This is a genomic window from Plantibacter elymi (nom. nud.), from assembly GCF_900177795.1.
GTDB lineage: Bacteria > Actinomycetota > Actinomycetes > Actinomycetales > Microbacteriaceae > Plantibacter > Plantibacter elymi.
This window is the reverse complement of record NZ_FXWJ01000005.1, coordinates 171,760-194,649: the sequence shown is the minus strand read 5'-3', so window position 1 is coordinate 194,649 and position 22,890 is coordinate 171,760. Positions and strand designations below refer to the sequence as shown.

Annotated in this window: 20 protein-coding genes and 1 tRNA gene; 4 read left to right on the top strand and 17 right to left on the bottom strand. The window is 69.9% G+C overall.

The genetic code is table 11. The features are described from left to right. Window positions 1-297: 297 nt before the first annotated feature. The 3 genes from CCK91_RS16170 to CCK91_RS16155 all read right to left on the bottom strand — a co-directional run bounded on the left by CCK91_RS16170 (window position 298) and on the right by CCK91_RS16155 (window position 3,022). The gene (locus tag CCK91_RS16170; RefSeq protein WP_086474887.1) at window positions 298-1,125 is read right to left on the bottom strand and encodes an inositol monophosphatase family protein; all 828 of its coding nucleotides are present in this window, start codon (window positions 1,123-1,125) and stop codon (window positions 298-300) included. Window positions 1,126-2,070: 945 nt separating this feature from the next. Next, window positions 2,071-2,152 (bottom strand) — tRNA-Tyr (locus CCK91_RS16160). Between the two features lie 105 nt (window positions 2,153-2,257). Further along, on the bottom strand, window positions 2,258-3,022 hold the full coding sequence (locus tag CCK91_RS16155; protein WP_086474885.1) for a lytic transglycosylase domain-containing protein: 765 nt from the start codon (window positions 3,020-3,022) through the stop codon (window positions 2,258-2,260). A gap of 53 nt (window positions 3,023-3,075) precedes the next feature. Here CCK91_RS16155 and CCK91_RS16150 point away from each other — a divergent pair, with 53 nt between their 5' ends. Next, window positions 3,076-3,564, top strand: coding sequence for a YajQ family cyclic di-GMP-binding protein (locus tag CCK91_RS16150; RefSeq protein WP_056014685.1), 489 nt, complete (start codon window positions 3,076-3,078; stop codon window positions 3,562-3,564). Window positions 3,565-3,905: 341 nt separating this feature from the next. Here CCK91_RS16150 and CCK91_RS16140 read toward each other — a convergent pair whose 3' ends face one another. From CCK91_RS16140 to CCK91_RS16105, 8 genes are all read right to left on the bottom strand, one after another. Next, a complete protein-coding gene (locus tag CCK91_RS16140; RefSeq protein ID WP_086474883.1) occupies window positions 3,906-4,943 on the bottom strand; it encodes an alpha/beta hydrolase in 1,038 nt (345 codons plus the stop codon). A 73-nt stretch (window positions 4,944-5,016) separates the two neighbouring features. Next, window positions 5,017-6,084: a hypothetical protein gene (locus tag CCK91_RS16135; RefSeq protein ID WP_086474882.1), complete on the bottom strand. Its 1,068-nt coding sequence runs from the start codon at window positions 6,082-6,084 to the stop codon at window positions 5,017-5,019. Window positions 6,085-6,171: 87 nt separating this feature from the next. Then, entirely contained in the window at window positions 6,172-7,557 is a 1,386-nt protein-coding gene (locus tag CCK91_RS16130) for an FAD-dependent oxidoreductase (RefSeq protein WP_086474881.1), read from the bottom strand. A 113-nt stretch (window positions 7,558-7,670) separates the two neighbouring features. Next, window positions 7,671-8,732 (bottom strand): polyprenyl synthetase family protein, encoded by a 1,062-nt coding sequence (locus CCK91_RS16125; RefSeq protein WP_242664581.1) that lies wholly within the window; start codon window positions 8,730-8,732, stop codon window positions 7,671-7,673. Window positions 8,733-8,834: 102 nt separating this feature from the next. Beyond that, window positions 8,835-9,272 carry a hypothetical protein gene (locus CCK91_RS16120; protein ID WP_079706662.1) on the bottom strand — a complete coding sequence of 146 codons (438 nt, stop codon included), beginning with the start codon at window positions 9,270-9,272 and terminating at the stop codon, window positions 8,835-8,837. A gap of 164 nt (window positions 9,273-9,436) precedes the next feature. Further along, a complete protein-coding gene (locus CCK91_RS16115; protein ID WP_079706661.1) occupies window positions 9,437-10,996 on the bottom strand; it encodes an APC family permease in 1,560 nt (519 codons plus the stop codon). A 150-nt stretch (window positions 10,997-11,146) separates the two neighbouring features. Continuing rightward, window positions 11,147-11,851, bottom strand: a complete 705-nt coding sequence (locus CCK91_RS16110) for a demethylmenaquinone methyltransferase (protein ID WP_086474879.1) — start codon at window positions 11,849-11,851, stop codon at window positions 11,147-11,149. Window positions 11,852-11,914: 63 nt separating this feature from the next. Then, entirely contained in the window at window positions 11,915-12,595 is a 681-nt protein-coding gene (locus tag CCK91_RS16105) for an SDR family NAD(P)-dependent oxidoreductase (RefSeq protein ID WP_086474878.1), read from the bottom strand. Between the two features lie 101 nt (window positions 12,596-12,696). Here CCK91_RS16105 and CCK91_RS16100 point away from each other — a divergent pair, with 101 nt between their 5' ends. Continuing rightward, window positions 12,697-13,539, top strand: coding sequence for a helix-turn-helix domain-containing protein (locus CCK91_RS16100; protein WP_086474877.1), 843 nt, complete (start codon window positions 12,697-12,699; stop codon window positions 13,537-13,539). Between the two features lie 88 nt (window positions 13,540-13,627). Continuing rightward, window positions 13,628-14,866 carry an isochorismate synthase gene (locus tag CCK91_RS16095; protein ID WP_242664580.1) on the top strand — a complete coding sequence of 413 codons (1,239 nt, stop codon included), beginning with the start codon at window positions 13,628-13,630 and terminating at the stop codon, window positions 14,864-14,866. 17 nt (window positions 14,867-14,883) lie between these two features. On the opposite strand, the gene CCK91_RS16090 is transcribed toward CCK91_RS16095, so the two are convergent. The 3 genes from CCK91_RS16090 to CCK91_RS16080 form a co-directional block, all read right to left on the bottom strand. After that, window positions 14,884-15,747, bottom strand: a complete 864-nt coding sequence (locus CCK91_RS16090; protein ID WP_086474876.1) for a polyphosphate kinase 2 family protein — start codon at window positions 15,745-15,747, stop codon at window positions 14,884-14,886. A 98-nt stretch (window positions 15,748-15,845) separates the two neighbouring features. Continuing rightward, window positions 15,846-17,582: a 2-succinyl-5-enolpyruvyl-6-hydroxy-3-cyclohexene-1-carboxylic-acid synthase gene (menD, locus tag CCK91_RS16085; RefSeq protein WP_086474875.1), complete on the bottom strand. Its 1,737-nt coding sequence runs from the start codon at window positions 17,580-17,582 to the stop codon at window positions 15,846-15,848. After that, window positions 17,579-18,001, bottom strand: coding sequence for a PLD nuclease N-terminal domain-containing protein (locus CCK91_RS16080; RefSeq protein ID WP_085514031.1), 423 nt, complete (start codon window positions 17,999-18,001; stop codon window positions 17,579-17,581). The genes menD and CCK91_RS16080 overlap by 4 nt, the downstream gene beginning before the upstream one ends. Window positions 18,002-18,072: 71 nt before the next feature. Here CCK91_RS16080 and CCK91_RS16075 point away from each other — a divergent pair, with 71 nt between their 5' ends. Next, window positions 18,073-18,420, top strand: a complete 348-nt coding sequence (locus tag CCK91_RS16075; RefSeq protein ID WP_086474874.1) for a DUF4229 domain-containing protein — start codon at window positions 18,073-18,075, stop codon at window positions 18,418-18,420. On the opposite strand, the gene CCK91_RS16070 is transcribed toward CCK91_RS16075, so the two are convergent. From CCK91_RS16070 to CCK91_RS16060, 3 genes are all read right to left on the bottom strand, one after another. Then, window positions 18,358-19,395 (bottom strand): 1,4-dihydroxy-2-naphthoate polyprenyltransferase, encoded by a 1,038-nt coding sequence (locus tag CCK91_RS16070; protein WP_086474873.1) that lies wholly within the window; start codon window positions 19,393-19,395, stop codon window positions 18,358-18,360. The genes CCK91_RS16075 and CCK91_RS16070 overlap by 63 nt on opposite strands. A gap of 39 nt (window positions 19,396-19,434) precedes the next feature. Then, the gene (locus tag CCK91_RS16065) at window positions 19,435-21,576 is read right to left on the bottom strand and encodes an acyltransferase family protein (RefSeq protein ID WP_242664579.1); all 2,142 of its coding nucleotides are present in this window, start codon (window positions 21,574-21,576) and stop codon (window positions 19,435-19,437) included. A gap of 106 nt (window positions 21,577-21,682) precedes the next feature. Further along, window positions 21,683-22,843 (bottom strand): AMP-binding protein, encoded by a 1,161-nt coding sequence (locus CCK91_RS16060; protein WP_086474871.1) that lies wholly within the window; start codon window positions 22,841-22,843, stop codon window positions 21,683-21,685. Window positions 22,844-22,890: the final 47 nt, after the last annotated feature.

Sequence of the window (22,890 nt, the reverse complement as noted above, 5' to 3'; positions counted from 1 at the left end):
ACAGACGTGTTCTGCGGGTCCTGAGGGTCGGGAAGCACAGGGGTGTCCTCAGGGCTGGCATGGCGTGACAAGGGGGCGGGGGCCTTTCAATGGGCTAGCAGGAAGATCTCGACGTCCGTCCGCGCGGGGGAACGCGAAGGTAACGAATGCATAAATGCTAGCAACGGGAGGCTGAAAAAGCCATGGCAGTGCTCGGTTTTACTCGATAAAGCCCTGGTCAGCGGCTATATGAGAGTTCTCTTATGAACGAGTCGCCACCGGAGCGTTACCGCGAGCGGCGGCAACGCGCATGGAGTGTCACCCGATCGGCGTCGCGAAGCCCTGCTCGACGAGGAGCCGTTCGAGGACCGCGAGCAGCGGCGCATCGGCGGCCATGATGAGCTGCGTGGTGGCCGGAGCACCGTCGAAGCCGGCGACCGTCGCGCCCGCCTCGGCAGCGATGAGCGCACCTGCGACCTGGTCCCACGGCTTCAGGCCACTCTCGTAGTAGGCGTCGAGACGGCCGGACGCGACGCTGCACAGGTCGAGTGCGGCGGAGCCGATCCGACGGACGTCGCGGAACGTCCCGAGGAGGGCACCGAGCACGGCCGCCTGCTCCATGCGCCGCGAGGCGGTGTAGGAGAAGCCGGTGCCGAGCAGCGCCACGTTCGGTGCCACGTCTCGGTTGACCTCGAGGACGCGGCCGTTCAGTCGCGCTCCCCCGCCACGGGAGGCGGTGTAGTGCTCACCCAGGACCGGGTTCACCACGGCTCCGGCGAGGGCGGTCCAGGTGGCCGGGTCCGGTTCCCCCTCGACGACCCCGATGCTGACGGCGTACGCGGGGATGTCGTAGAGGTAGTTGACGGTGCCGTCGATGGGGTCGACGACCCAGGTCAGACCGGAGGTTCCCGTCGATCCGCCCTCCGCGCCGGTCTCCTCGCCGAGGAATCCGTCGTTCGGGCGTGCTGCGAGGAGGCGCTCGCGGATGAACTGCTCGGACTCGCGGTCGGCTCGGGTCACGACGTCTTCGACCGACGACTTGCTCGCGGCGATCTCGACACCCTCCCGGCGTCGGCGCAGGATCAGTTCGCCGGCCTCTGCGGCGATGTCGGCGGCGATCTGGAGGAGCTCTTCGTGTCCGGTCACCCCACCACCCTAGGGCGACCCCTGCCGCCCTTCGACATGTCGACGGGCTCAGTGCGGTGCAGCTCAGGAACCGAAGCCAACCCGGGCACACCTCCTCCGCAAACCGACCCGGCGCGACCCGAGTACCCTTCGACAAGCTCAGGGACCGGAGCGATCCGGAAGCAGTCCAGCCCGGTCACTGAGCTTGTCGAAGTGCCCACAAAAAACCCTCACCGCGCCGGGCACACCGCTCCCGGTCACTGAGCCTGTCGAAGTGCGGCACGGCTCGAGGACCGAAACGGTGCGGACAGACTTTTCCCGGTCACTGAGCTTGTCGAAGTGCCCACATGGAACCCTTCGATCTGAGGACACCGAGGCAGGTCAGAACGGTGCGGGATCCGGCTCGGTCCGATACTGCTTCCCGTCGGGTGTCGCGGTGGTCTCAGTCATGGAACCAGTCCACTACGGACCACTGACATTCCAGATGCTGAGTCGGGATGGCTGTGGAAGTTGCTCGTGTGCCCTTCGACAGGCTCAGGGACCGGCGAGGGTCACCCGGAGACCGAAATGAATGCGGGAGCACCTCTTCCGGTCACTGAGCTTGTCGAAGTGCCTACGAACGCCCTTCGACAAGCTCAGGGACCGGAAGAGGCATGCCGGATTCGCGGGGTTCTCCGTGTACCCTTCGACAAGCTCAGGGACCGGAGAGGGTTGCTCAGGGACCGGAGAGGGTTGCTCAGGGACCGGAGAGGGTTACTCAGGGACCGGAGAGGGTTACTCAGGGACCGGAGAGGGTTACTCAGGGACCGGCGGAGGCGAGGCGGAGGCGAGGCGGATTGGCGGGATTCTCGCGTGCCCTCCGACGCTTCGACCGGCTCAGCGCAGCGCAGGGAGCGGATGGGTGCACGACCGTCCGAGCGACACGACGAAAAATCGCCCCATCCGAAGGATGAGGCGATTTGTCCGTGGCGAGTGAGGGATTCGAACCCCCGAAGGCTGAGCCGTCTGATTTACAGTCAGATCCCTTTGGCCGCTAGGGTAACTCGCCAAGCGCGCCCGACCGACTTTCGAACAGCCAACCGAAAGCGCTTGACCAATATAGCCGTCAGACCGCCGGACGCGAAATCAGCATCGGCATCCGTCGCCGGGCCGCTCAGCGCTTGTCGGACGGCGCGGCTTCGGCGTACTCGTTCGCCGCGGCGGCGACCCGCCGGAGGTACTCGGGTGACGAGTTGTACGCCCGGATCCCGCTCAGCCAGCCGTCCTCCGTCCGCATGTCGTAGTCGCTCGCCCGGCAGAGGTAGTTCGCGGCCGCCATCGCGGCGTCGTCGAGGTTCTGCGGGTCGAGCACGCCGTCACCACTCGCGTCGGTCCCCCAGTTCTCCCACGACTGCGGGATGAACTGGAACGGACCGACGGCTCGGTCGTGGACCGGATCGCCGTCGATGACCCCCTGGTCGGTGTCGGTGATCTCCTCGGTCTCGCCACCCTTCAGTGGCACACCGAAGATCGGCGGCGACACGACGCCGTCCTCGCCGAGCTTCGAGCCGTCGTGGCGACCGTGGTCGCTCTCGGCGAACCCGACGGCCGCGATCGTCGTCCAGCCGATGCCGCACTCCGGCGTCAGCTCGGCCTTGCGGATGGCGGCACCGGCATAGGAACGCAGGGCGCGCTCGGGGATGCCACTCGCCTCGGCGACATCGGTGATCCACTGGGGATCTGCGAGGTCGACGTTCGCGACACCACCGTCGGGGGCGTCGCTCTTCGGCGGGAGCTCGACGGGAACCGCATACGGGACGGGGTCGGACTCGGGAGTGCAACCGCTCAACACGAGCACACCGATCACGAGGGTCGCTCCCGCGAGCGCCCCTCGTCGTCCGACGACGGTCCGCTGGTCCTGCTTCATCGGGCTGCGCATCGCATCCAGCCAACCACACCAGCCTGAGCGGCACCGGCGCTACCATGGTCCACATGGCAGATTCATCGTTTGACGTCGTGAGCAAGGTCGACAAGATGGAGGCGGACAACGCCCTCAACCAGGCGCACAAGGAGGTCGAGCAGCGGTACGACTTCAAGAACGTCGGTGCCTCGATCGCTTGGAGCGGCGAGAAGATCCTCATGAAGGCCAACACCGAGGAGCGCGTGAAGGCGATCCTCGACGTCTTCGAGTCCAAGCTCATCAAGCGCGGCATCTCGCTCAAGAGCCTCGAGGTCGGCGACCCGTTCGCGAGCGGCAAGGAGTACCGGATCGAGGCGACCCTCAAGGAGGGCATCAGCCAGGAGATCGCGAAGAAGGCCAACAAGCTCATCCGCGACGAGGGCCCGAAGTCGGTCAAGTCGCAGATCCAGGGCGACGAGCTCCGCGTCTCGTCGAAGAGCCGTGACGATCTCCAGGCCACCATGGCGCTGCTCAAGGGTGCCGACCTCGACATCGACCTCCAGTTCGTCAACTACCGCTAGCGGGTCGGACGCGGTCGATCACCTCGATCGCGTCATGATCGACCCCCGCACCACTCTCTTCACCGGAGCACCCGATCAGCGGGCTCCCGTTCGGCACGGCGCCGGACGAGCCGTACCCGCACGAGCGGGCTCGATGGTTGGGGTGGAGCAGTGGATCACCAGAGACCCGCGGACGGGTCGCATCTCGAACTCTTCCGGACCTCGCGCGCCGGCCAGGAGGTCGGTGTCCCGTGTTGGTGCGCCATCGGCGCGAATCACAGCTACGCCGACTGGCTCGCCGCCGGGCGACCGGATCCGCGGCGTCCGATGGGCTCGCGGCGGCACCTGCCGCCCGCTGAACGCTAGCGGTCGACGGCCGTCGGCTTCGTGAGGTAGCCGCGTCCCCAAGCGACGATCTGCTCGAACGCACGCTGTCGGACGGGCTCCTCGGACAGGAAGACGTCGTGCAGGGCGCCGTCGAGGCGCACGATCGTGACGGTCTCGCCGAGGTCGAGTGCGCGTTCCGCGACCGCATCGACGTCGAGCGCCGTGTCACTCCGCATCATCGCGTCGTTCCACCGCGGCAGCAGGACACTCCGTGCCGACAGCAGCGTGAGTGCCGGCACACGCAGCTGCAGGCCCGCGTCGACGAGCCGATGCCCTCGCAGGATCGCGTTCAACCACCCGGGATGCAACGGGAAGCCGTGGAGCGGACGCCAGGCGAAGTCGTAGTCCCAGGCGCCGTCCATCGTGCTCGACACGGAGCGGGTGTAGAACCCGAGGTCGACGACGGGGAGCTGCGCACGTGGGTCGATCCGCGATCCGGCTTGGACGAGCGGAGCGATCGCGAGTCGCCCGAGCTGCCTCGCCTGGAATTCGAGCCACGGACTGTTCAGGACGAGACCGGCGACGCGATCCTGGTTCCGGGCCGTCCAGAGACTCAGGGTGAGCCCGCCGGTCGAGTGCCCGAGGAGGACGAGTCTGCGCCGGGTCCGCCGCCCGGCGGCCTGCTCGTCGGAGCCGTGTCCCATCACCGCGAGCGCGGCCTCGATGTCCTCGTCGTAGGTGCGGAGGTCGTCGACGTATCCCGGAGTCTGGTGCGGGCGGAGACTCCGGCCGTACTTGCGCAGGTCGAGCGCGTAGAACCGCGCGCCGAGCCTGGCCCAGAATCGCGCGAGGTGGCGTTGGAAGAAGTAGTCGGACCAGCCGTGGACGTACAGGACGTCGATGCCGTCCGCGACGTCGGGCAGCAGGAACTCGCCGAGCTGCTCGAGCGGCGGCATCCGGTAGCGGACGAGGGTCGCGACGACGTCGCCCTCATCGTCCGGTTCGAGGGTCAGCGTGCGCTGCTGGAAGCCCTCGCCGAGGATGTCGGCGGTCCACCCTCGAGATCCGGCCATACCGTCACGTTACCGCGCCCGGTGATCGGTGGTCGGATGGTCGGGCTCGCGCGCCGACCACCCGACCCTCCGACTACTGCTGGTACGGGTTGTGCTGCTGCGGAGCCTGCGGCTGCTGTCCGTAGGGCTGCTGCGCCTGACCGTGCTGCTGCGGCCCCTGCTGCTCGTGCTGACCCTGCAGGAACTGCTGACCGTGCTGCTGACCGCTGTGCTGCTCGTGCGGGGCGTCGGCGAATCCCTCGGGTGCGACGAAGCGCGTCACGAGCACGGCACCGATCGTGAGGAAGCCCGCGAGGGTGACCCCGTAGAGGATCGGCGAGAGGAAGCCCTGGTTGACGAAGAACGCCGGCGTGCCGTACTGCTCGACGACGCCACGCACGATGGTGACGATGAGCACGACGAGCAGCATGACACCGGTTCCGACGGCTGCGGCGATGCCGACCGCCTGGATGAGGTCGCGAGCGGTGCGGACGCGCGTGAGCGGTCGGACCATGATGAGGATGAGAGCCGCTCCCGCGCCCCAGAGGGCGATGTTCACGAGGTTGGCACCGAAGCCCAGCAGGACGTCGCCGACGGGGTAGTACTCGGAGATGCTGAAGAAGGACCCGATGAGGCTGACCAGTGCGACGGCCGCGGCGATACCCGCTGCGATCCCGACCGACACGAGCGCGAGACGCGTCTCGCGTGCACGGGGGTTCGGCGCCTTCTGCTGAGCCTGCGCGTACTGCTGCGGCTGACCGTACTGGCCCTGCTGCGGCTGACCGTACTGGCCCTGGGGGGCTCCGTACTGACCGGTCTGCTGCGGCTGGCCGTACTGACCGGTGTCCTGGCCGTACTGGCCGGTGTGCTGCGGCTGGCCCGGGTGCTGCGGCTGGCCGTACTGGCCCTGCTGCGGCTGACCCCACTGGCCCGCCTGCTCACCGGTCTGCGGCTGACCCCACTGGCCACCCTGCTGCGGCGCCGGAGTCTGCTGCCCCGTCTGGTCCCACTGCTGCTGCACGGGATCCGGGTGCATCTCGCCGTAGCGCGGCTGCTGCTGTTGCTGCTGCTGGCCGTCGGCGACGAAGGCCGGCGGCTCGGACGGCGGTACGGACGTCGGCTGCTCCGACGGGACGTTCTGGGGCGCGTTGGGGTCGGTCATCCGTCCAGCATAGTGACCGGCACCCGTTGGAACCGGGTTCCGTCGAGCGGCTTGACGCGACGCGATCGGCGGGATCGCGAGCGCGGCTCAGGCGGAGGGTGTCCCGGTGCCAGACGGCTGCGCACGTGAGATCGCGACCATCTCCTCACGCGGCACCACCTTGATGCGGGCGCGACCCTGTGGTTCACCGAGCGCGATCTCATGCTGGTCGAGGAGGTGCCAGCCCTCGAGGTCCGTGTAGGCCACGCCGCGCGACTCGAGCAGCGCGACGACGGCCTCCTCCTCGGGTTCGGCCGGCGCCCACCAGTCCGCCTGGTCGTTGATGACGTGACTGATGGTCTCCATCGCGTCCGACTTCGTGTGGCCGATGAGGCCGACCGGACCGCGCTTGATCCAACCGGTCGCGTAGACGCCCGGGACGCGCTCGTTACTCTCGGGGTGGAGGACCTTGCCCTCGTGGTTGGGGATGACGCCGTGCCGCGAGTCGAAGGGCACGCCGGGCAGTGGGCTTCCGAAGTACCCCACCGCGCGATAGAGCGCCTGGATCGGGACCTCGCGGATCTCACCCGTGCCCTCGACCCCGCCCTGACCGTCGGGCCTCGTCCGCTCGTACCGGAAAGCGGCGACCTTGCCGGAACCGTCGTCGACGACCTCGAGCGGCTTCGCGTAGAAGTGCAGGTGCAGTCGGCGCGAGGCCTGGCCGGTCTCGCGCTTCCGCCAGTGCTGCAGGACGCGGTCGATGACCATGACCTGCTTGTTGCTCGCCACCGCCGCCTTCGACGCCTCGTCGTAGTCGAAGTCCTCATCGGCGAGGATCATGTCGACGTCGTTGAGTTCCCCGAGTTCGCGGAGTTCCAGCGGCGTGAACTTCACCTGTGCGGGCCCACGACGCCCGAAGACGTGCACGTCGGTCACGGGCGACTGCTGCAGCCCCTCGTGGACGTTGGCCGGGATCTCGGTCGGGAGCAGGTCCTCCGGGTGCTTCGCGAGCATGCGTGCGACGTCGAGCGCGACGTTGCCGTTGCCGATCACGGCGATCGACTCCGCTTCGAGTGGCCAGGTGCGGGGGACGTCGGGGTGTCCGTCGAACCAGCTCACGAACTCGGCGGCGCCGTACGACCCGTCGAGGTCGATGCCCGGGATGTCGAGCGGGGCGTCCTCGACGGCACCCGTGGAGAAGATCACGGCGTTGTAGTGGTGCTTGAGGTCGTCGAGCGTGATGTCGACACCGAAGCGGACGTTGCCGAAGATCCGGATGTCGCCTCGGTCGAGGACGTCGCGGAGGGCGTTGATGATCCCCTTGATACGCGGGTGGTCGGGCGCGACGCCGTAGCGGACCAGGCCGTACGGGGCCGGAAGCTGCTCGAAGAGGTCGATGGAGACGTCGAACTTCCGTTCCGCCTTCAGGAGGATGTCTGCCGCGTAGATGCCTGCGGGTCCTGCGCCGACGATGGCCAGCCTGAGCTTGGTCACGGTGGTTCCTTTCGTGTCCCCATGCGGGGTTCCGGGTGCGGCCGGCGGAGCGCTCCGGCCGTCATGCATGCGCGTCTGGGATGCCGTGCCGCTCCGGTGGGGCGGCGCCGCCATCAACTCCTTCGATCGACGATCGCCTTCGCGAAGTGCACGAGCGCCTTCTTGACCGAGCCGTCGGGCAGCGGTGCCAGTGCCGCGATCGCTTCGTCGGCCCACTGCCGGGCCTCGGCGAAGGTCCGTGCGGTCACGGCGTGGTCGCGCAGGGTGGCGACGAGCGCGGCGAACCGGACGGGATCGTGGTCCGTCTCGGCGACCTCGGCGTCGAGACGGGCGACGAGGGCCGCGGCCTCGGGGTCGGCGACCGCCTCGCGGCGCAGGTAGAGCATGGGGAGGGTGACGACGCCGGCCCGCAGGTCGGTGCCGGGGACCTTGCCGGTCTCCTCGGGTTGCGGCGACAGGTCGATGACGTCGTCGATGAGCTGGAAGGCGATGCCGACCTTCTCGCCGAACTCGACGACCGCGCTCTCGTACACCTCGGGGGCGTTGGAGAAGATGACGCCGCTCCGGGCCGCGGCGGCGATGAGCGAGCCGGTCTTGTCGGCGAGGACCTGGATGTAGTGCTCGACCTCGTCCTGACCCTCGCGAGGACCGGTGGTCTCGTGCAGCTGCCCCAGCACGAGGCGCTCGAACGTGGCGGCCTGGATCCGGATCGCCCGCTCGCCGAGGTCGGCCATGATCTGGCTGGCACGCGCGAACAGGAGGTCGCCGGTGAGGATGGCGGTGTTGTTGCCGAACACCTGGTGGGCGCTGGGCACGCCTCGACGTTTGTCGGCGTCGTCCATGACGTCGTCGTGGTACAGCGAGCCGAGGTGTGTGATCTCGATCGCCTCGGCCGCCCGCAGGACGTTGTCGGTGATGCCGTCGCCGAGCTGGGCGATGAGCATCGTGAGCAGCGGGCGGACCCGCTTGCCGCCGGCCTCGAGCAGGTAGCGTGCGGTGACGTCGACGAGGTCGTCGGTGAACCCGAGCTGCTCCTCCAGACCGATCTCGAGGCGGGCCACGCCGTCGTCGATGGTCTTGGCGAGCTTGCGGTCTGCACCGGTCGCGAACATGCGTTCGGCAAGCCCGGCCTGGCTGGCCAGGTTGCTGACACGGCGGGTCGCGCTGGGATTCACAGCTCTAGCCTAGCCGGGGCAGCCCGTCACCTGTGCCGGAGGACCGGAATCCACGGGCGCGATCAGGCGATTGGCAGCTGTGGTCGGACCACACGACTCGATTCAGCGGAGTCGCACGCCCTCGGCGTCGTAGAACGCCAGATGCGGGAACTCGTGCGCGAGGTCGAGCAGCATCGAGTATCCGTCGGTGTTGAGCGGCGGCCACGTCCAGGCGTCGACGCCCTGGGCAGTCGGCAACGCGGCGCGGAAGAGGCCGGCTTCGACGCCGGTCCCGAGGTGTTTCGGCGGCACGACGACGAGGGCGATCCTGGCCGACGGCCCGGACGCCACGAACTGGAGCCGCGCACCGGTCGCGTCGTCTCGCACGATGAACTCGCGGGTACCCGGGGTGTCCGGCGGGATCTCGGTGGTGTCGTAGCGCTCGTAGGGCTTCGCGAACGCGGACTTCGCCCGCCTGGCGTTCAGGAGGATGACGACGAGCACGAGACCGACGATCGCGACGCCCCAGATCCACGGGCCGCCTGGCAGGGTGTCCAACATCCCACCAGTATGCCCGGCCCGCCTGGACGACACCGGGAGATGCGCCCCTCGACAGACTCAGGGACCGGAGGGAGCTCAGGGAGCGGAGGGAGTTCAGGGAGCGGAGGGGAGCTCAGGGAGCGGAGGGGAGCTCAGGGACCGGACGGAGGCTCAGGGACCGGAGGTCAGGTGAGGCCTCCGTCGACGGAGCGGCCGTACTCGATCGGCTCGTCGGGCACGAGGACCTCGGTGTCGCGGTTGAGGCTCTCCCCGCGGAAGAAGGGCCGCGAGGACTTCCGGCTGTACCAGAGCAGCATGAGCACGAAACCGAAGGCCAACGAACCGACGCCGATGACGAACGTGCCGCCGACGCCGAACAGGACGGTGTAGCCGTAGTCGACGTCGAACATGTCGATGCAGCTCTGCACGAAGGCGAAGGTGAGCATGAGCGCCCCGAGGAGCGGGAAGAGACCCTTGAAGAAGAAGTCCTGCGCGGAGCGGAAGAGCACCTTCCGGAAGTACCAGACGCACGCATACCCGGTGATGCCGTAGTAGAAGGCGATCGCGAGTCCGAGGGAGAGGATCGAGTCCGCCAGGATGTTCTCGCTCACGAGCGTCATGCCGACGTAGTAGACGATGGCGACGATGCCCATGACGAGCGTCGAGAAGGACGGCGTCTTGAACGTCGGGTGCACGGTCGCGAACCGTTTCGGCAGGGCCTTGTAGGCCGCCATCGCGAGCGTGCCGCGCGCTGTCGGGAGGATCGTCGTCTGCGTCGACGACACCGCCGAGATGAGCACGGCGACGACCAGGATCCACGCCCACGGTCCGAGCACGAGGTCCTTCAGCGCCAGGAAGATGTCGTTCGCGTTGTCCTCGTTGGCGAGGCCGGTGCCTGTGGTCCCGAGTCCGGCGTAGACCATCGCGGCGACCGTGACGGTGACGTAGGTGACCAGCAGGATGACCGTGGAGATGACCGCCGCGCGGCCCGGGATCTTCTGCGGGTCCTTCGTCTCCTCGTTCAGGGCGAGGCAGGTGTCCCAACCCCAGTAGATGAAGAGTGCGAGCAGCACCGCCTCGATGAAGCCGTGGTAATCGGTGAACGCGAACGGGTTGAACCAGTCGAGCGAGATCGGCGTCGCGTCGGGCGCGGTGCCGTTCGACGCTCCGATGAAGGCGAACACGGCGAAGAGCACGAGTGCGAGGTACTGGACCGCCAGGAGGATGTTCTGGATCCGCTCCCCCAGTTCGATGCCGCGGTACGACACCCACGTCATCAGGGCGATGAACACGACACCGGTCGCGGTGACGAGCGGGACGTTCGAGGCGAGGGAACCGTCACCGATGAGCAACCACAGGTACTGCCCCGCGATCTGTGCGAGGTTGGCGAGCACCACGATGCCGGCGAGCGCGACGCCCCACCCGCCGATCCAGCCGGTGACCGGGCCGAAGGCCTTCGTCGCCCAGGTGAAGGTGGTGCCGCAGTCCGGCACGTCGCGGTTCAGCTCGCGGTAGGCGAACGCGATGAACAGCATCGGGATGAAGGCGACGATGAAGGCGATCGGCGCCTGTGCACCCACGGCGAGCACGACGAACCCGAGCGTCGCGACGAGCGAGTACACCGGCGCGGTCGACGCCAGGCCGATGATCACGGAGCCGAAGAGGCCGAGGGTGCCGGTGGCGAGACCCTTGCCGCCGGTGGGTGATGCCGGCTGCGACCCGCGGGCCGTGTCCTGTGCTGTCATGACGGAACGGTAGGGCCGGGCGCACCCGTGTGTCAATGCTCCCGTTCGGGACCGGGCTACGGAATCAGTCGCGCCGACTCGCGGGAAGTGACGGGATCAACAGGTTCCACCCCTCGAGAATGCCGAGACGAACCCCGATGGTGAGGAGACTCAGGCCGGCTTGAGTCCGCGGTGCAGGGCGACGATCCCACCGGTGAGGTTGCGGTAGGCGACGTGCTCGTAGCCCGCTTCGCGCAGCCAGGCGGCCAGCTCCGGCTGGCTCGGCCAGGCGCGGATCGAGTCGTTCAGGTAGGTGTACGCCTCGGCGTTCGAGGAGGCCACTCCGGCGACGAGCGGCATGACCCGCTCGAGATAGAGGTTGTAGGCGGCGCGCATCGGGGCGAGCGTCGGCGTGGAGAACTCGCAGATGACGATCCGGCCGCCGGGCTTCGTGACCCGGAGCATCTCGGCGAGGGCGTCCTTCGGGCGGACGACGTTGCGGAGGCCGAAGGAGATCGTCGTGGCGTCGAACTCCTCGTCGGCGAAGGGCAGTGCGGTCGCGTCGGCCTCGACGAACTGGATGTCGGAGCGGTCGGCGTACTTCTCGCGGCCCACGGCGATCATGCCGGGCGAGAAGTCGGCGGCCACGACCTGTGCACCGTTGCGTGCCAGCGCCGCGGAGGACGTGCCCGTGCCGGCTGCGAGGTCGAGGATGCGCTCACCGGCGGCCGGACCGACCGCACGAGTGGTCGCGATGCGCCACAGGGCGTCGTTCCCGACGGAGAGGACCGCGTTCATGCGGTCGTACTTCGTCGAGACGTCGTCGAACATGGCCGAGACCTGCTCGGGCTGCTTGGAGAGGTCGGCGCGGTTCACCCGTCCATCCTACGTCCGCGCCGCTGGGAGCCGGCCGTCCGAGCACGGCTCCCAGGCTCGCACTCAGTAGTCGATGCGTCCGTGCCGGTTGTGGAACTCGCCGGTGGGACCGTCCGGACCGAGCAGGGCGAGCGCGACGGTCGCATCCGTCCCCTCGGTCACCGTCTGGTGGCCTCCGTGTCCGTTGAAGTCGGTCGCGGTGTAGCCCGGGTCGCTCACGTTCACCCGGAACCCGGGCAGGTTCTTCGCGTACTGCACGGTGAGCGTGATGACGGCCGCCTTCGACGCGGCGTACGGGATCGTCGGCACCGCGAACTCGTCGGCCTCCTCGGAGGTGAGGAAGCGCGGCCATCCCACCCCCGAGGCGACGTTCACGATGACGGGTCGGGACGAACGGCGCAGGAGGGGCAACGCAGCCTGGGTGACGCGGACGAGACCGACGACGTTCGTGTCGAGGACGTCCTGCATCGTCTCCGGGGTGAGGTCGTCCACACCGAAGGAGGTACCGAGCACGCCGGCGTTGTTGACGAGCACGTCGAGCTCCGGAAGCGCGGCGAGCGCCGCGTCGACGCTCGCCTGATCGGTGACGTCGAGCTGGACGGGGTGGGCGCCGAGCGCGGTGACGGCATCGCCACGGCCCAGGTCGCGCATGCCGGCGTAGACGGTGTGGCCGGCGTCGATCAGTCGGCGTGCGGTTTCGAGTCCGAGGCTCTTGTTGGCCCCGGTGATGAGTGTGGTGGTCATGGGTCCATGCTCCGCCCGGCATGATCGGTCCGCCAGGCCCCGGTCGACAGGGGGACCGGCAGTACCAGGATGCGGACCGCCACCGGGGGCACAATGGCCGGATGGACGAATTCGCCGGTGTGCTCCGGGCCTGGCGCGAACGGGTCTCCCCTGCGGAGGTCGGTCTCCCCGCCGGCCCAGGAAGACGGACGGCCGGCCTGCGTCGCGAGGAGCTCTCGGCCCTCGCCGGCATCAGCGTGGACTACATCGTCAGGCTCGAGCAGGGCCGCGCTCGGAATCCCTCACCGCAACTGCTGCGGGCCCTCGCGGTCGCACTGCGACTGACGGATCAGGAGCGCGACCACCTCTACCGGGTCGCCGGAGCCGCTCCACCACCACCCGGGGTCGTCCCCCGGCACATCGGTCCGGGCGTGCAGCGCATCGTCGACCGGCTCGGCGACGTGCCGCTGGCGGTCTTCTCCGCCGCCCACGACATCCTGCTCTGGAACCCGCTGTGGGCCGCGGTGAACGGTGACCCCTCCGCCCTCGTCGGCGACGATCGCAACCTGGTGTGGCGGCACTTCACCGCGGGGCACGACGGCACCGACTTCGACGAGCAGCACGAGGAGGAGTTCGCGAGCGACCTCGCCGCAGACCTCCGGGCGGCGGTCGGGCGCTACCCGCGGGACGACGAGCTCACGCGACTCGTGGCCCGGCTGCGATCGGTGTCGCCCGAGTTCGAGCGGCACTGGGCGGAGGCCAGGGTCGCGGAGCACCGGGCGAGCCGCAAGACGGTCACGCGGACGCCGGTCGGACCGATCACCGTCGACTGCGACGTCCTGTCCACACCGGGCGGCGACCTGCGCATCGTCGTGTACACGGCGGCACCGGGCACCGAGGATGCGGCGAAACTCGCACTGCTCGGGGTCACCGGGTTGCAGACGATCGGGACGTCCGGCCGGTGAACGCCCCGCCGACGAGGCCGTGACCGACCCTCCACCGATCGGGCTGCGGCGGGGAGGGACCCCTCCTGCGCGGGCGTAGGGTTGAACGGTGACCATTCCCCTGACCTCGTCACTGGTCGCCCAGACCGTCGCCATCGACGACCCGCGCCAGCTCCTCCCGTTCGCCGACCAGACCTCGCCGCTCCTCTGGGTGCGGAAGGGATACGGGCTGGTCGGACTGGGTGAGGCGCTCCGCCTGGAGTTCTCGGGTCCCGACCGGTTCACGCGTGCCGCGGCGGCCTGGCGGGACGTCTCCGCCGCAGCGGTGGTGACGGACGAGGTCCGGCGGCCCGGGTCCGGCCTGGTCGCCTTCGGCACGTTCGCCTTCGACGACGAGTCCTCCGCGACGAGCGTCCTCATCGTGCCGCGCACGATCATCGGTCGGTACCCCGACGCGAGCTTCATCACGCGGGTCTCCCTCGGCGACGGCTCCGAGGACATCGATCCCGTGACCACGGCGTACGGGCCCGAGTACCGTATCCAGCTGACCCCCGGCGTGCAGAGCCGCGAGGGCTACCTCGACTCGGCCGAGCGCGCCATCGCCCGCATCCAGGCCGGCGGCCTCAGCAAGGTGGTGCTCGCACGCGACCTCGCCGGGCACCTCCCCGCGGAAGCGGACCGCCGCCGGGTGCTCCACGACCTCGCCCTCGGCTACCCCGACTGCTGGACCTACGCGGTCGACGGCTTCATCGGCTCGAGCCCGGAGACGCTCGTCCGAGTGGATCGGGGTGCCGTCTCGGCGCGCGTCCTCGCCGGCACGATCTCGCGTGGTCCCGACGCCGAGAGCGACCACGACCAGGCCGTCGCACTCATGACGAGCGCGAAGGACCAGGGTGAGCACCAGTTCGCCGTGCAGTCGGTGCTGACCGCCCTGCAGGCCCACAGCCCGCAGTTGCGCCGCAGCGAGGTCCCGTTCACCCTCAAACTGCCGAACCTCTGGCACCTCGCGACCGACATCGACGGACGACTCTCGGACGGCTCGTCCTCGCTCGACCTCATGGACGGCCTGCACCCGACCGCCGCTGTCGCCGGAACCCCGACGCGCGACGCCGTCGCCCTCATCCGCGAGCTGGAACCGTTCGACCGCGGTCGCTACGCCGGTCCGGTCGGGTGGGTGGACGCCTCGGGCGACGGCGAGTGGGCGGTGGCCCTCCGGTGTGCGCAGATCGCGCCGGACGGTGACATCACGGCCTACGCCGGCTGCGGCATCGTCGCCGACTCGGACGCCGCGACGGAGCTCGTCGAGACGAAGATGAAGTTCCGTCCGATCGTGGAGGCCTTCGGCTGAGCCGAGGCCCCACCGCTTCAGCTCGCCGCGAGTCGTGCCTGCTCGACGGCGATGTCGTAGTCGGCCGCCGGCCACTGCGGATCGATGTCCTCGAGGGCGTCGAGCAGTAGACGCTGGACCGCGATGCGCGCGTACCACTTGCGGTCCGCCGGCACGACGAACCACGGGGCGGCCTCGGTGCTCGTGCGCTCGAACGCCACCTGGTACGCGTCCTGATAGGCCGGCCACAGCTCGCGTTCGTCCACATCGCCGGGGTTGTACTTCCAGTGCTTGTCCGGACGCGCGAGCCGGTCGGCGAGCCGTTCCTTCTGCTCGTCGGCGCTGATCTGCAGCATCACCTTGACGATGCGGGTCCCGCTCGCGACGATGCCCGCCTCGAAGTCGTTGATCGCCCCGTACCGACGCTCGATCTCGTCCGGCTCCGCGAGCTGACGCACCCGACCGATGAGGACGTCCTCGTAGTGCGAACGGTCGAAGACGCCGATCTGCCCGGGCTTCGGCAGGTGCGGCTCCACCCGCCAGAGGAAGTCGTGGGAGCGCTCCTCCTCCGTGGGCTTCTTGAAGGCGTAGTGGTGCACGCCCTGCGGGTCGACGGAGCCGACGACGTGCTTGACGATGCCGCCCTTGCCCGCCGTGTCCATCGCCTGCAGGACGAGGAGCACCGCCTCCGGGGCTCCCTGCGTGCTCGCCGCGAAGAGTCGCTCCTGCAGTTCGGACAGGGCGGGTACCCCCGCGTCGAGCTCGAGCCGGCCCTGCTGCTTGTCGCCCTCGAAGCCTGGTGTCGACCGGGGATCGATGTCGGCGAGGCTGAACCCCTCCCCCACGCGCAGCGTGTCTCGGGGCGGTGCGGTCCAGGTCGATGCGTGCTTCGATGCCGTCATCCGCCCATTCTGGCTGGAGGTCGGGTCGGAAGTCGACCCCTGCGACGGCCGCCCTTCGACAAGCTCAGGGACCGGGATGGAGCTCAGGGATCAGCGGATCAGGCGCGCGGGAGCGGGACCTCGATGAGGACGGGACCGGTCACCGGCGCGGTGAACGCCTGGTCGAGCTCCGTGCGCGTGCGAGCCGAGCGGTACTCCCACCCGTAGGCGGTCGCGAGCGACTCGAGCCGGACGTGCTGCGGCGTGTACTGGACGCGGTCGAAGAGCGCTCCGGGTGCACTCTGGGCGACTTCGAGCGCGTCGAAGATGGTGCCACCCCCGTCGTTGCCGACGATCACCTGGAGACGCGGCGCGACGCCGTCGTCCAGGAGCAGCGCGCCGACGTCGTGGAGGAAGGCGAGGTCGCCGAGGAGCACCCGCGTCACACCGGGACCACCGTCGGCCTGGCTCGCCAGCGCGACCCCCGTGGCGGTGGCGATGGTGCCGTCGATGCCCGCGAGTCCGCGGTTGGCGTGCACGCTGATCTTGCGGCCGGGGACGAGACCGTCGGCCACGCGGATGAGCCTCGACGCGCCGACGACGAGGCGGTCGTGCGGCCAGGTGGCACGCCAGACCGCGTCGACGAGGACCTCGCGGGTGACCGGGAGACGGACGGCGTCGAGCTCGGCCCGGACGGAGGCCAGTCGCTCGGCGGGTGTCGTCGAGTGCAGCCCGTCGAGATCGGGGGCTGCAGGCGACGGGTCCACCACCCGTTCGCGGGATCCGACGACCCAGGCTCCGAGCCAAGCGCGATCCGCGGGCCCCGCCTCGACGGCGACGGAGGACACGATCCGGTCGGCCCGTCGACCGGGGTTGTAGACCTCGGCTCCTGCCGGGGCGACGACGATCGTCTCGACCTGCGGCTGCTGGAGCAGGAGAGGGACCTCGCGGCTGAGGGTCGGGTGGCCGAAGACGACGACGCGCTCGACGGCCTCGCGGTAGTCCTCCTCGCGTAGCAGCTCCCGGTAGGCGGCGATGACGTTCCGCCCGAACCGGGATCCGCTCGACACCTCCGCGATGAGCGGCCACCCGCCGTCGGCTGCGAGCTGCTCGGCAGCCGGGCCGGCGTGGTGCCCGGCGACGACGAGGGTCCTGGGTCCGCGCTCCAGCACCAGATGCGGTCGCCCCGGGTAGAGCGGTGCTTCCGTGGTGGCGTCCGTCTCGTCCAGGACGTCGGAGACAGCCTCGGCGACGACCGGGTCGAAGCTGCCCGAGAGCGGCTCCCGGAAGGCGAGGTTCAGGTGCACCGGGCCCGGATCGAGGACGTCCGTCGCTGCGAGGTACGCCCGCTGGGCGAGATCGCGGGCGGCGTCCTGCTCACCGGCGTCACCGGTCGGGGCCTCGACGACCACGGCGAGGCGCGCTGCGAACCCGTAGAGGTCGTCCTGCTTCGTCGTCTGGTTCGCGCGGATGCCATGCGCTTCGGCCGGCCGGTCGGCGGTGAGGACGATGAGCGGGACGCGCGAGTGATGCGCCTCGAGGACCGCCGGATGCAGATTCGCGGTCGCCGTGCCCGAGGTCGTGATCACGACGGCCGGACGGTCGGTCTCGACGCCGAGGCCCAAGGCGAGGAAGCCGGCGACCCGCTCGTCGATGCGCACGTGCAGGGCGATCCGTCCGGAGGCGGCCAGCTCGGCAGCGGCGAGCGCGAGCGCCTGCGACCGGGAACCGGGACAGACGACGACGTCGGAGACACCCGCGGCGACGAACGCGTCGAGGAGTGCCCACGCGGACGCACTGGCCGGGCTCGACGAGGGAGCCGAGCCGACGGGCTCGGGAGCGGCGGACGGGTTCACGAGGCGCTCGGGGCGCCAGGCGGTCTGCGGCCGGAGCCGTCGTCGGGCGTGTCGGATCCTGGGGTGGGGTCGTCGTGCGTCGTCGCATCCGGGCTGTCGCCCGACTCGTCGTCGAAGCGGTTGAGCTCGTCCTCGAGGTCGCGGATGCGCTTCGTCTGCGCGCGATCGGCGTCGAGCTTCTTGAGGAAGTCGGGGTCGTCGTCCGGCGCTGAGCCGCGGGGCACGGCCTTCGGAGCGCGAACTCGGCCGATGATCCACCAGAGGACTCCGCCGATGACCGGCAGGAGGAGGATGGCGATGATCCATGAGGTCTTGCTGATCCCTCGGACGCGGTCGCGCGGCATCGTGGCGCAGTCAACCACCGAATACACGATGAAGACGACTGCCGCGACGGCGAGGCCGATCCAGAGACGAACCATGTCTCCATCGTAAACGCCAGGTGACGTGATTACCTGGGGTTGCCTTCAGGCGGGACGCCTAGACTTGTCTGGTGAAACGCGTTCCCGCCGCCGTCCGGTACACCATCCTCCGCCTGCTGGCCTTCGTGGTGCCGCTCCTGCTCCTCGTCTTCCTCACGGGTCTGCAGCCCTGGGTCGCCGCGATCATCGCCGCGATCATCGGGCTCTGCGTGTCCTACATCTTTCTGCGCACCCCGCGGGAGACCGTCGCGCAGGAGCTGTACGCCCGTCGGCACGGCGACAAGCCGACGCCGCACGACGACGAGGACTCCGAGGACGCGGCGCTCGATGCGAGCGCGGCGACACCGGAAGCGTCGTCAGCTGCCGATCAGCGCGGGCGTGGTGAAGAACGCCAGACCGAGGATCACCCCGAACGCTAGCTGCACGAGCCCCGTCAGCTTGAGCGCCAGGATCTGCTCCCTGGCCGTCGTGGAGAACAGCACGATCACGCATGCCGGGATGGCGGCCAGCAGTGCGAACATCGCGAACCAGGCGATCGGGTAGAAGAGCGCGAGGAACGCGGCGATGCCGAACGGCACGAGCAGCAGGACGCAGTAGAGCACCTTCGACGCGATCCTGCCGATGAACGTCGACAGGGTGCGCTTCCCGACCGCCTTGTCCTGTTCGAGGTCGCGGAGGTTGTTGACGACGAGCGCCGCGCAGGCGATGAGGCCAGCGCCGATCGCGCCGAACCATGCCTCCTGGTTCACCGTCCCGACCTGGACGAAGGTCGTGCCGAGCGTGGCGACGAGGCCGAAGAACACGAAGACGAAGACCTCGCCGAGCGCGAAGTACCCGTAGGGCCGCTTCCCGCCCGTGTAGAACCAGGCGGCGACGATCGCGACCGCCCCGACGAGGAGCAGCCACCAGAACTGGGTGAGGATCGTGAGGACGATGCCAGCGACCGCCGCGATACCGAAGAACACGAGCGCGACGGCCAGGACCGTCTTGGGCTTCGCCGCGCCGGAACCGGTCAGTCGGCTCGGGCCGACCCGCAGGTCGTCCGTTCCGCGGATGCCGTCGGAGTAATCGTTGGCGTAGTTGACGCCGATCTGCAGCGCGAGCGCGACGACGAGGCAGAGCAGCGCCCGGACCGGGTGGTAGACGCCGGGTCCCGCGATGATCGTCGCGGCGCCGGTGCCGATGAGCACGGGGGCGACGGCCATCGGCAGCGTACGGATCCGCGCCGCCCCGACCCAATCGCCGAAGGTCGCCGGCTTCGCGAGCGGGACCTTGCGACCGCCACCGCGTGCGGGGTTGCCCGATCGTCCACCGTTCGCGCCACGACCCGCCGTGGGGCGCTGTGCGGACGTCTTCTGCTGTTTCGGCGCTGCCGGCCGTGCTCCATGTGCCACGACGGCGAGTCTACCCGCGGCGCCTCAGGGCGGACGGCGTCACAGGGCCCCGGCGGCCTGGAGCGTCTGGAGGATCGCCGGAGCGATGTGCTCGGCGAACGCCGGGGTGAGGTGCACGCTGTCGTACTTCGTCGGCGTCGTCCCCGCGAACGCCGGGCACACGCCCTCCGAACAGCTGAACGGGAGCGACGAGACGAAGCGCTCCCCGGCTGCTCCCGCCGCCGACTCGGTCGCCGCGGCGAAGTCGTTCCAGGCCGCGTCGACGCCGACGGCGCAGTCCTGCGGGCTGGACACCCGCGAGTAGCAGGAACCGAGATCCGCACCGAGCGGCGGCGGCGCGAGGAACACGACGCGGCCGGGGACCTGATACCCCGCCGTCTCGGCGAGCGCCGACGCGACCATCGACGTCGTGTCGAGCGATCGGCCGTCGGTGGTGCGGCCTGCGGCGAACGCGTTCGAGACGATCACGAGGTCGGGCTGGTCCGCGGCGATGCGTTCGGCGATGTCGTGCTTGCGCGTCGGGCAGTCGTCCATGACCCCGGCGCCGCTGTTCTGGATGAGGTCCTGCGTGAAACGGCACCCGTAGAGGCCGATGGTGGTGATCCGCACCGCCCCACCGCTCTGATCCGCGATCGCGCGGAACGCCGGCGCGTAGGCGAGCGCGGTCGAGTCGCCGACGAGGTAGACGTGCTTCGGCGCGGACGCATCACCCCAGGTGCACGAACCGTCGTCTGGCGTCGAACCCAGGTCGAAACAGGCCCGGGCGGGGTTGGTGCTCGAGGTCGCGCGGATCGCGTCGTCGAGGCTCGGCGAGAGGTTGTCGGGCCACGCGGAGGCCTGGCTCGCGAGTTGCAGCTCGGCGGCGATGCCCTGGAGCGGGTCTCCGGCCGGTGCCGCGACGGCCGCCGGTCCCCCGGTGGTGACCGGCATGCGGAGCGCGGGACCGATGGCGATCACCGCGAGCCCGGCGACGATCACGAGTCCGACCGCCGAGTACAGGAACTGGGAGGCGAACCGTTCGCGCCAGGCGGTCCAGGCGGCGTCGCGTGCGTCGCGGTCGCCGTCGAAAGAACCCACGAGCGGCGTGCGGTGCAACGGCTGTTCGATGAGCAGGAAGGAGAGCACCGAGACCCCGAGGATGAGCCCGAGCATCCCCGGGACAGAGCTGAGGGCGGTGTCGGGGACGAGCATCGGCACGAAGACGAGGATCGGGAGGTGCCAGAGGTAGAGCGAGTAGGAGATCGCTCCGACGCCACGGCTCAGCGGGTTCGCGAGCGGGAACATCCAGCGCGAGTACGCCGGGCCGGCTCCGGTCCCGGCGGCGATGAGCAGCATCGCGGCGGCGACGGGGGCGACCGCCCAGGGGCCGGGGAACCCGATCGACCCGGTGATGAGCAGCGCGGACGCGACGATGCCGACGAGCCCCGCCCATCCGGCGACCACCCGGAGCGCCAGCGGCAGCCGGCCGAGGAGCGGAGCGGACACGGCCAGGAGTGCGCCGGCCCCCAGCTCCCAGACCCGCGCGCCGGTCGCGAAGTAGGCGGCCTGCGGAGCCGCCCCGGACTGCCACACGGCGACGGCCAACGAGGCCGCGATGAGGACGACGAGGACACCACCGACGACGATGCGCGAGCGCAGCACGGGTCGTGTTCCCCGGGCCGCGACCGCGAGCAGGACGAGGAGCAGGACCGGCCACACGAGGTAGAACTGCTCCTCGATCGAGAGTGACCAGAAGTGCTGCAGCGGCGACGCGGCGTCCGTCGCGTGGAAGTAGTCGGTTCCCGATGCCTCGAAGCGCCAGTTCGAGACGAGCAGCGCGGCCGACACCGCGTCCCACCAGGTCGTGAGCCCCCGCGGCGCGTTGAAGAGCCAGGACGCCAGCGCGACGGTCGCGGCCAGGACGACGAGCGACGCGGGCAGGATCCGCTTGATCCGCCGACCGAAGAAGGCCGGCAGGGAGATGCGTCCGGAGCGCTCGTGCTCGCGCAGGAGCAACCCGGTGATGAGGAAGCCGGAGATCACGAAGAACACGTCCACGCCCACGAAGCCGCCGGCTGGCCAGCCGGTCGCGTGGGCGAGGATCACCGCGGTCACGGCGAGCGCCCGCATCCCCTGGATGTCGGCGCGGAACGCCGTGGTCGGCCTCGTGGGCGCAGCGCCCGTGTCGGTCCCCGTTGTCACCTGTCGTCGTCCCCCGGCTGCGGTCGCTCGTCGACGCGCATGGGAGAGCATGCCCTATGCGACAACCGCCTGCAAACCGGCCCTCACGGTCACGCGGAGGACGGGCTCAACCCAGTCGTGAGCGGAGTGCGACGAGGTCGGGTTTGCCGCTCGCGAGCAGCGGCAGCTCGGCCAGACGGACGAGTCGGGCGGGGCGCGCAGGGCGTCCGAGCGCCTCCGCGACGGCGTGCCGGGCGGTCCGCAGCAGCGCGTCGTCCTCGCGTTGGTCCGAGGGGGTCCCGACCCCGGTCACGATCGCGGACGCCTGACCGAACCGCTCGTCGGGGACGGCGACGACGACGGCCTCGGCCAGCCCGGGCACCGACCGGACGACGGCCTGCACTCGGTCGAGGGAGATGTTCACGCCGCCGCTGATGATCACGTTGTCCGCCCGCCCGGTCACTCGGACGACGCCGTCGACGAACTCGGCGGTGTCGCCGGTGCGGTACCACCGTCGGCCGCCGTCGTCCGGGAAGGCGGTCGCCGTGCGGTCCGGTTCGCCGAGGTAGCCCTCGGCGAGCACGGGCCCGGCGATGAGGAGCTCTCCGTTCACCAGCCGGGGTTCGACACCGGGGAACGGCACGCCGTCGTACAGACAGCCGCCGGACGTCTCACTGGAACCGTAGCTCCGCACGACGCGGATGCCGAGCGCAGCGGACCGCTCCAGCAGCGGAACCGGGGTGGCCTGTCCCCCGACGAGCAGCCCGGCGAGTCCGGCGAGCGCGTCACGCACGGAGGCGCTCGTCTCGGCGGCGTCGACGAGCATGCGCAGTTGTGCCGGCACGAGGGCGGCGAAGCCGGCATCGGCGTCGAGCCGCTCGACGAGTCCGCAGAACGCCCGGGCGTCGAACGATCCCGCCGGGGCCTCGACCGGCCTGGTCCCGGCGACGATCGACCGGAGCAGCACGTTCACGCCGGCGATGTAGTGCGTCGGGAGGGCCAGGATCCACTGCGAGGAACGGCGATGGGCCTCAGCGCCGCCCAGGGCCACTGCGGAACCGGCCGCGCTCGCGAGGAGGGCGTCAGCCGCGAGGGCGACCCGCTTCGGTACGCCCGTCGAGCCGGACGTCTCGATCACGAGGGCCACCCGGTCGTCGACCACGGCCGGTGCCGCGGACGATCCGGGTTGCATCGGCAGGACCGCGGGTCCGGAACCGTCGAGCGCCGTCTCCAGGGCCGCGAGCATCACCGAGGCGGACGCGTCGACGGGGAGCAGCTGACGGGTCATGGATTCAGCGTACGCCGGGTGCGTCGGAGCGCCGCGGACCCCTCGAC

Excerpts from the sequence above, each read along its gene's own strand:
- CCK91_RS16120 (WP_079706662.1), bottom strand. The coding sequence starts at position 9,272 with ATGTTGGACACCCTGCCAGGCGGCCCGTGGATCTGGGGCGTCGCGATC.
- CCK91_RS16135 (WP_086474882.1), bottom strand. The coding sequence starts at position 6,084 with ATGACCGACCCCAACGCGCCCCAGAACGTCCCGTCGGAGCAGCCGACG.
- CCK91_RS16090 (WP_086474876.1), bottom strand. The coding sequence starts at position 15,747 with ATGACGGCATCGAAGCACGCATCGACCTGGACCGCACCGCCCCGAGAC.
- CCK91_RS16155 (WP_086474885.1), bottom strand. The coding sequence starts at position 3,022 with ATGCGCAGCCCGATGAAGCAGGACCAGCGGACCGTCGTCGGACGACGA.
- CCK91_RS16115 (WP_079706661.1), bottom strand. The coding sequence starts at position 10,996 with ATGACAGCACAGGACACGGCCCGCGGGTCGCAGCCGGCATCACCCACC.
- CCK91_RS16060 (WP_086474871.1), bottom strand. The coding sequence starts at position 22,843 with ATGACCCGTCAGCTGCTCCCCGTCGACGCGTCCGCCTCGGTGATGCTC.
- CCK91_RS16150 (WP_056014685.1), top strand. The coding sequence starts at position 3,076 with ATGGCAGATTCATCGTTTGACGTCGTGAGCAAGGTCGACAAGATGGAG.
- CCK91_RS16105 (WP_086474878.1), bottom strand. The coding sequence starts at position 12,595 with ATGACCACCACACTCATCACCGGGGCCAACAAGAGCCTCGGACTCGAA.
- CCK91_RS16100 (WP_086474877.1), top strand. The coding sequence starts at position 12,697 with ATGGACGAATTCGCCGGTGTGCTCCGGGCCTGGCGCGAACGGGTCTCC.
- CCK91_RS16080 (WP_085514031.1), bottom strand. The coding sequence starts at position 18,001 with ATGGTTCGTCTCTGGATCGGCCTCGCCGTCGCGGCAGTCGTCTTCATC.
- CCK91_RS16140 (WP_086474883.1), bottom strand. The coding sequence starts at position 4,943 with ATGGCCGGATCTCGAGGGTGGACCGCCGACATCCTCGGCGAGGGCTTC.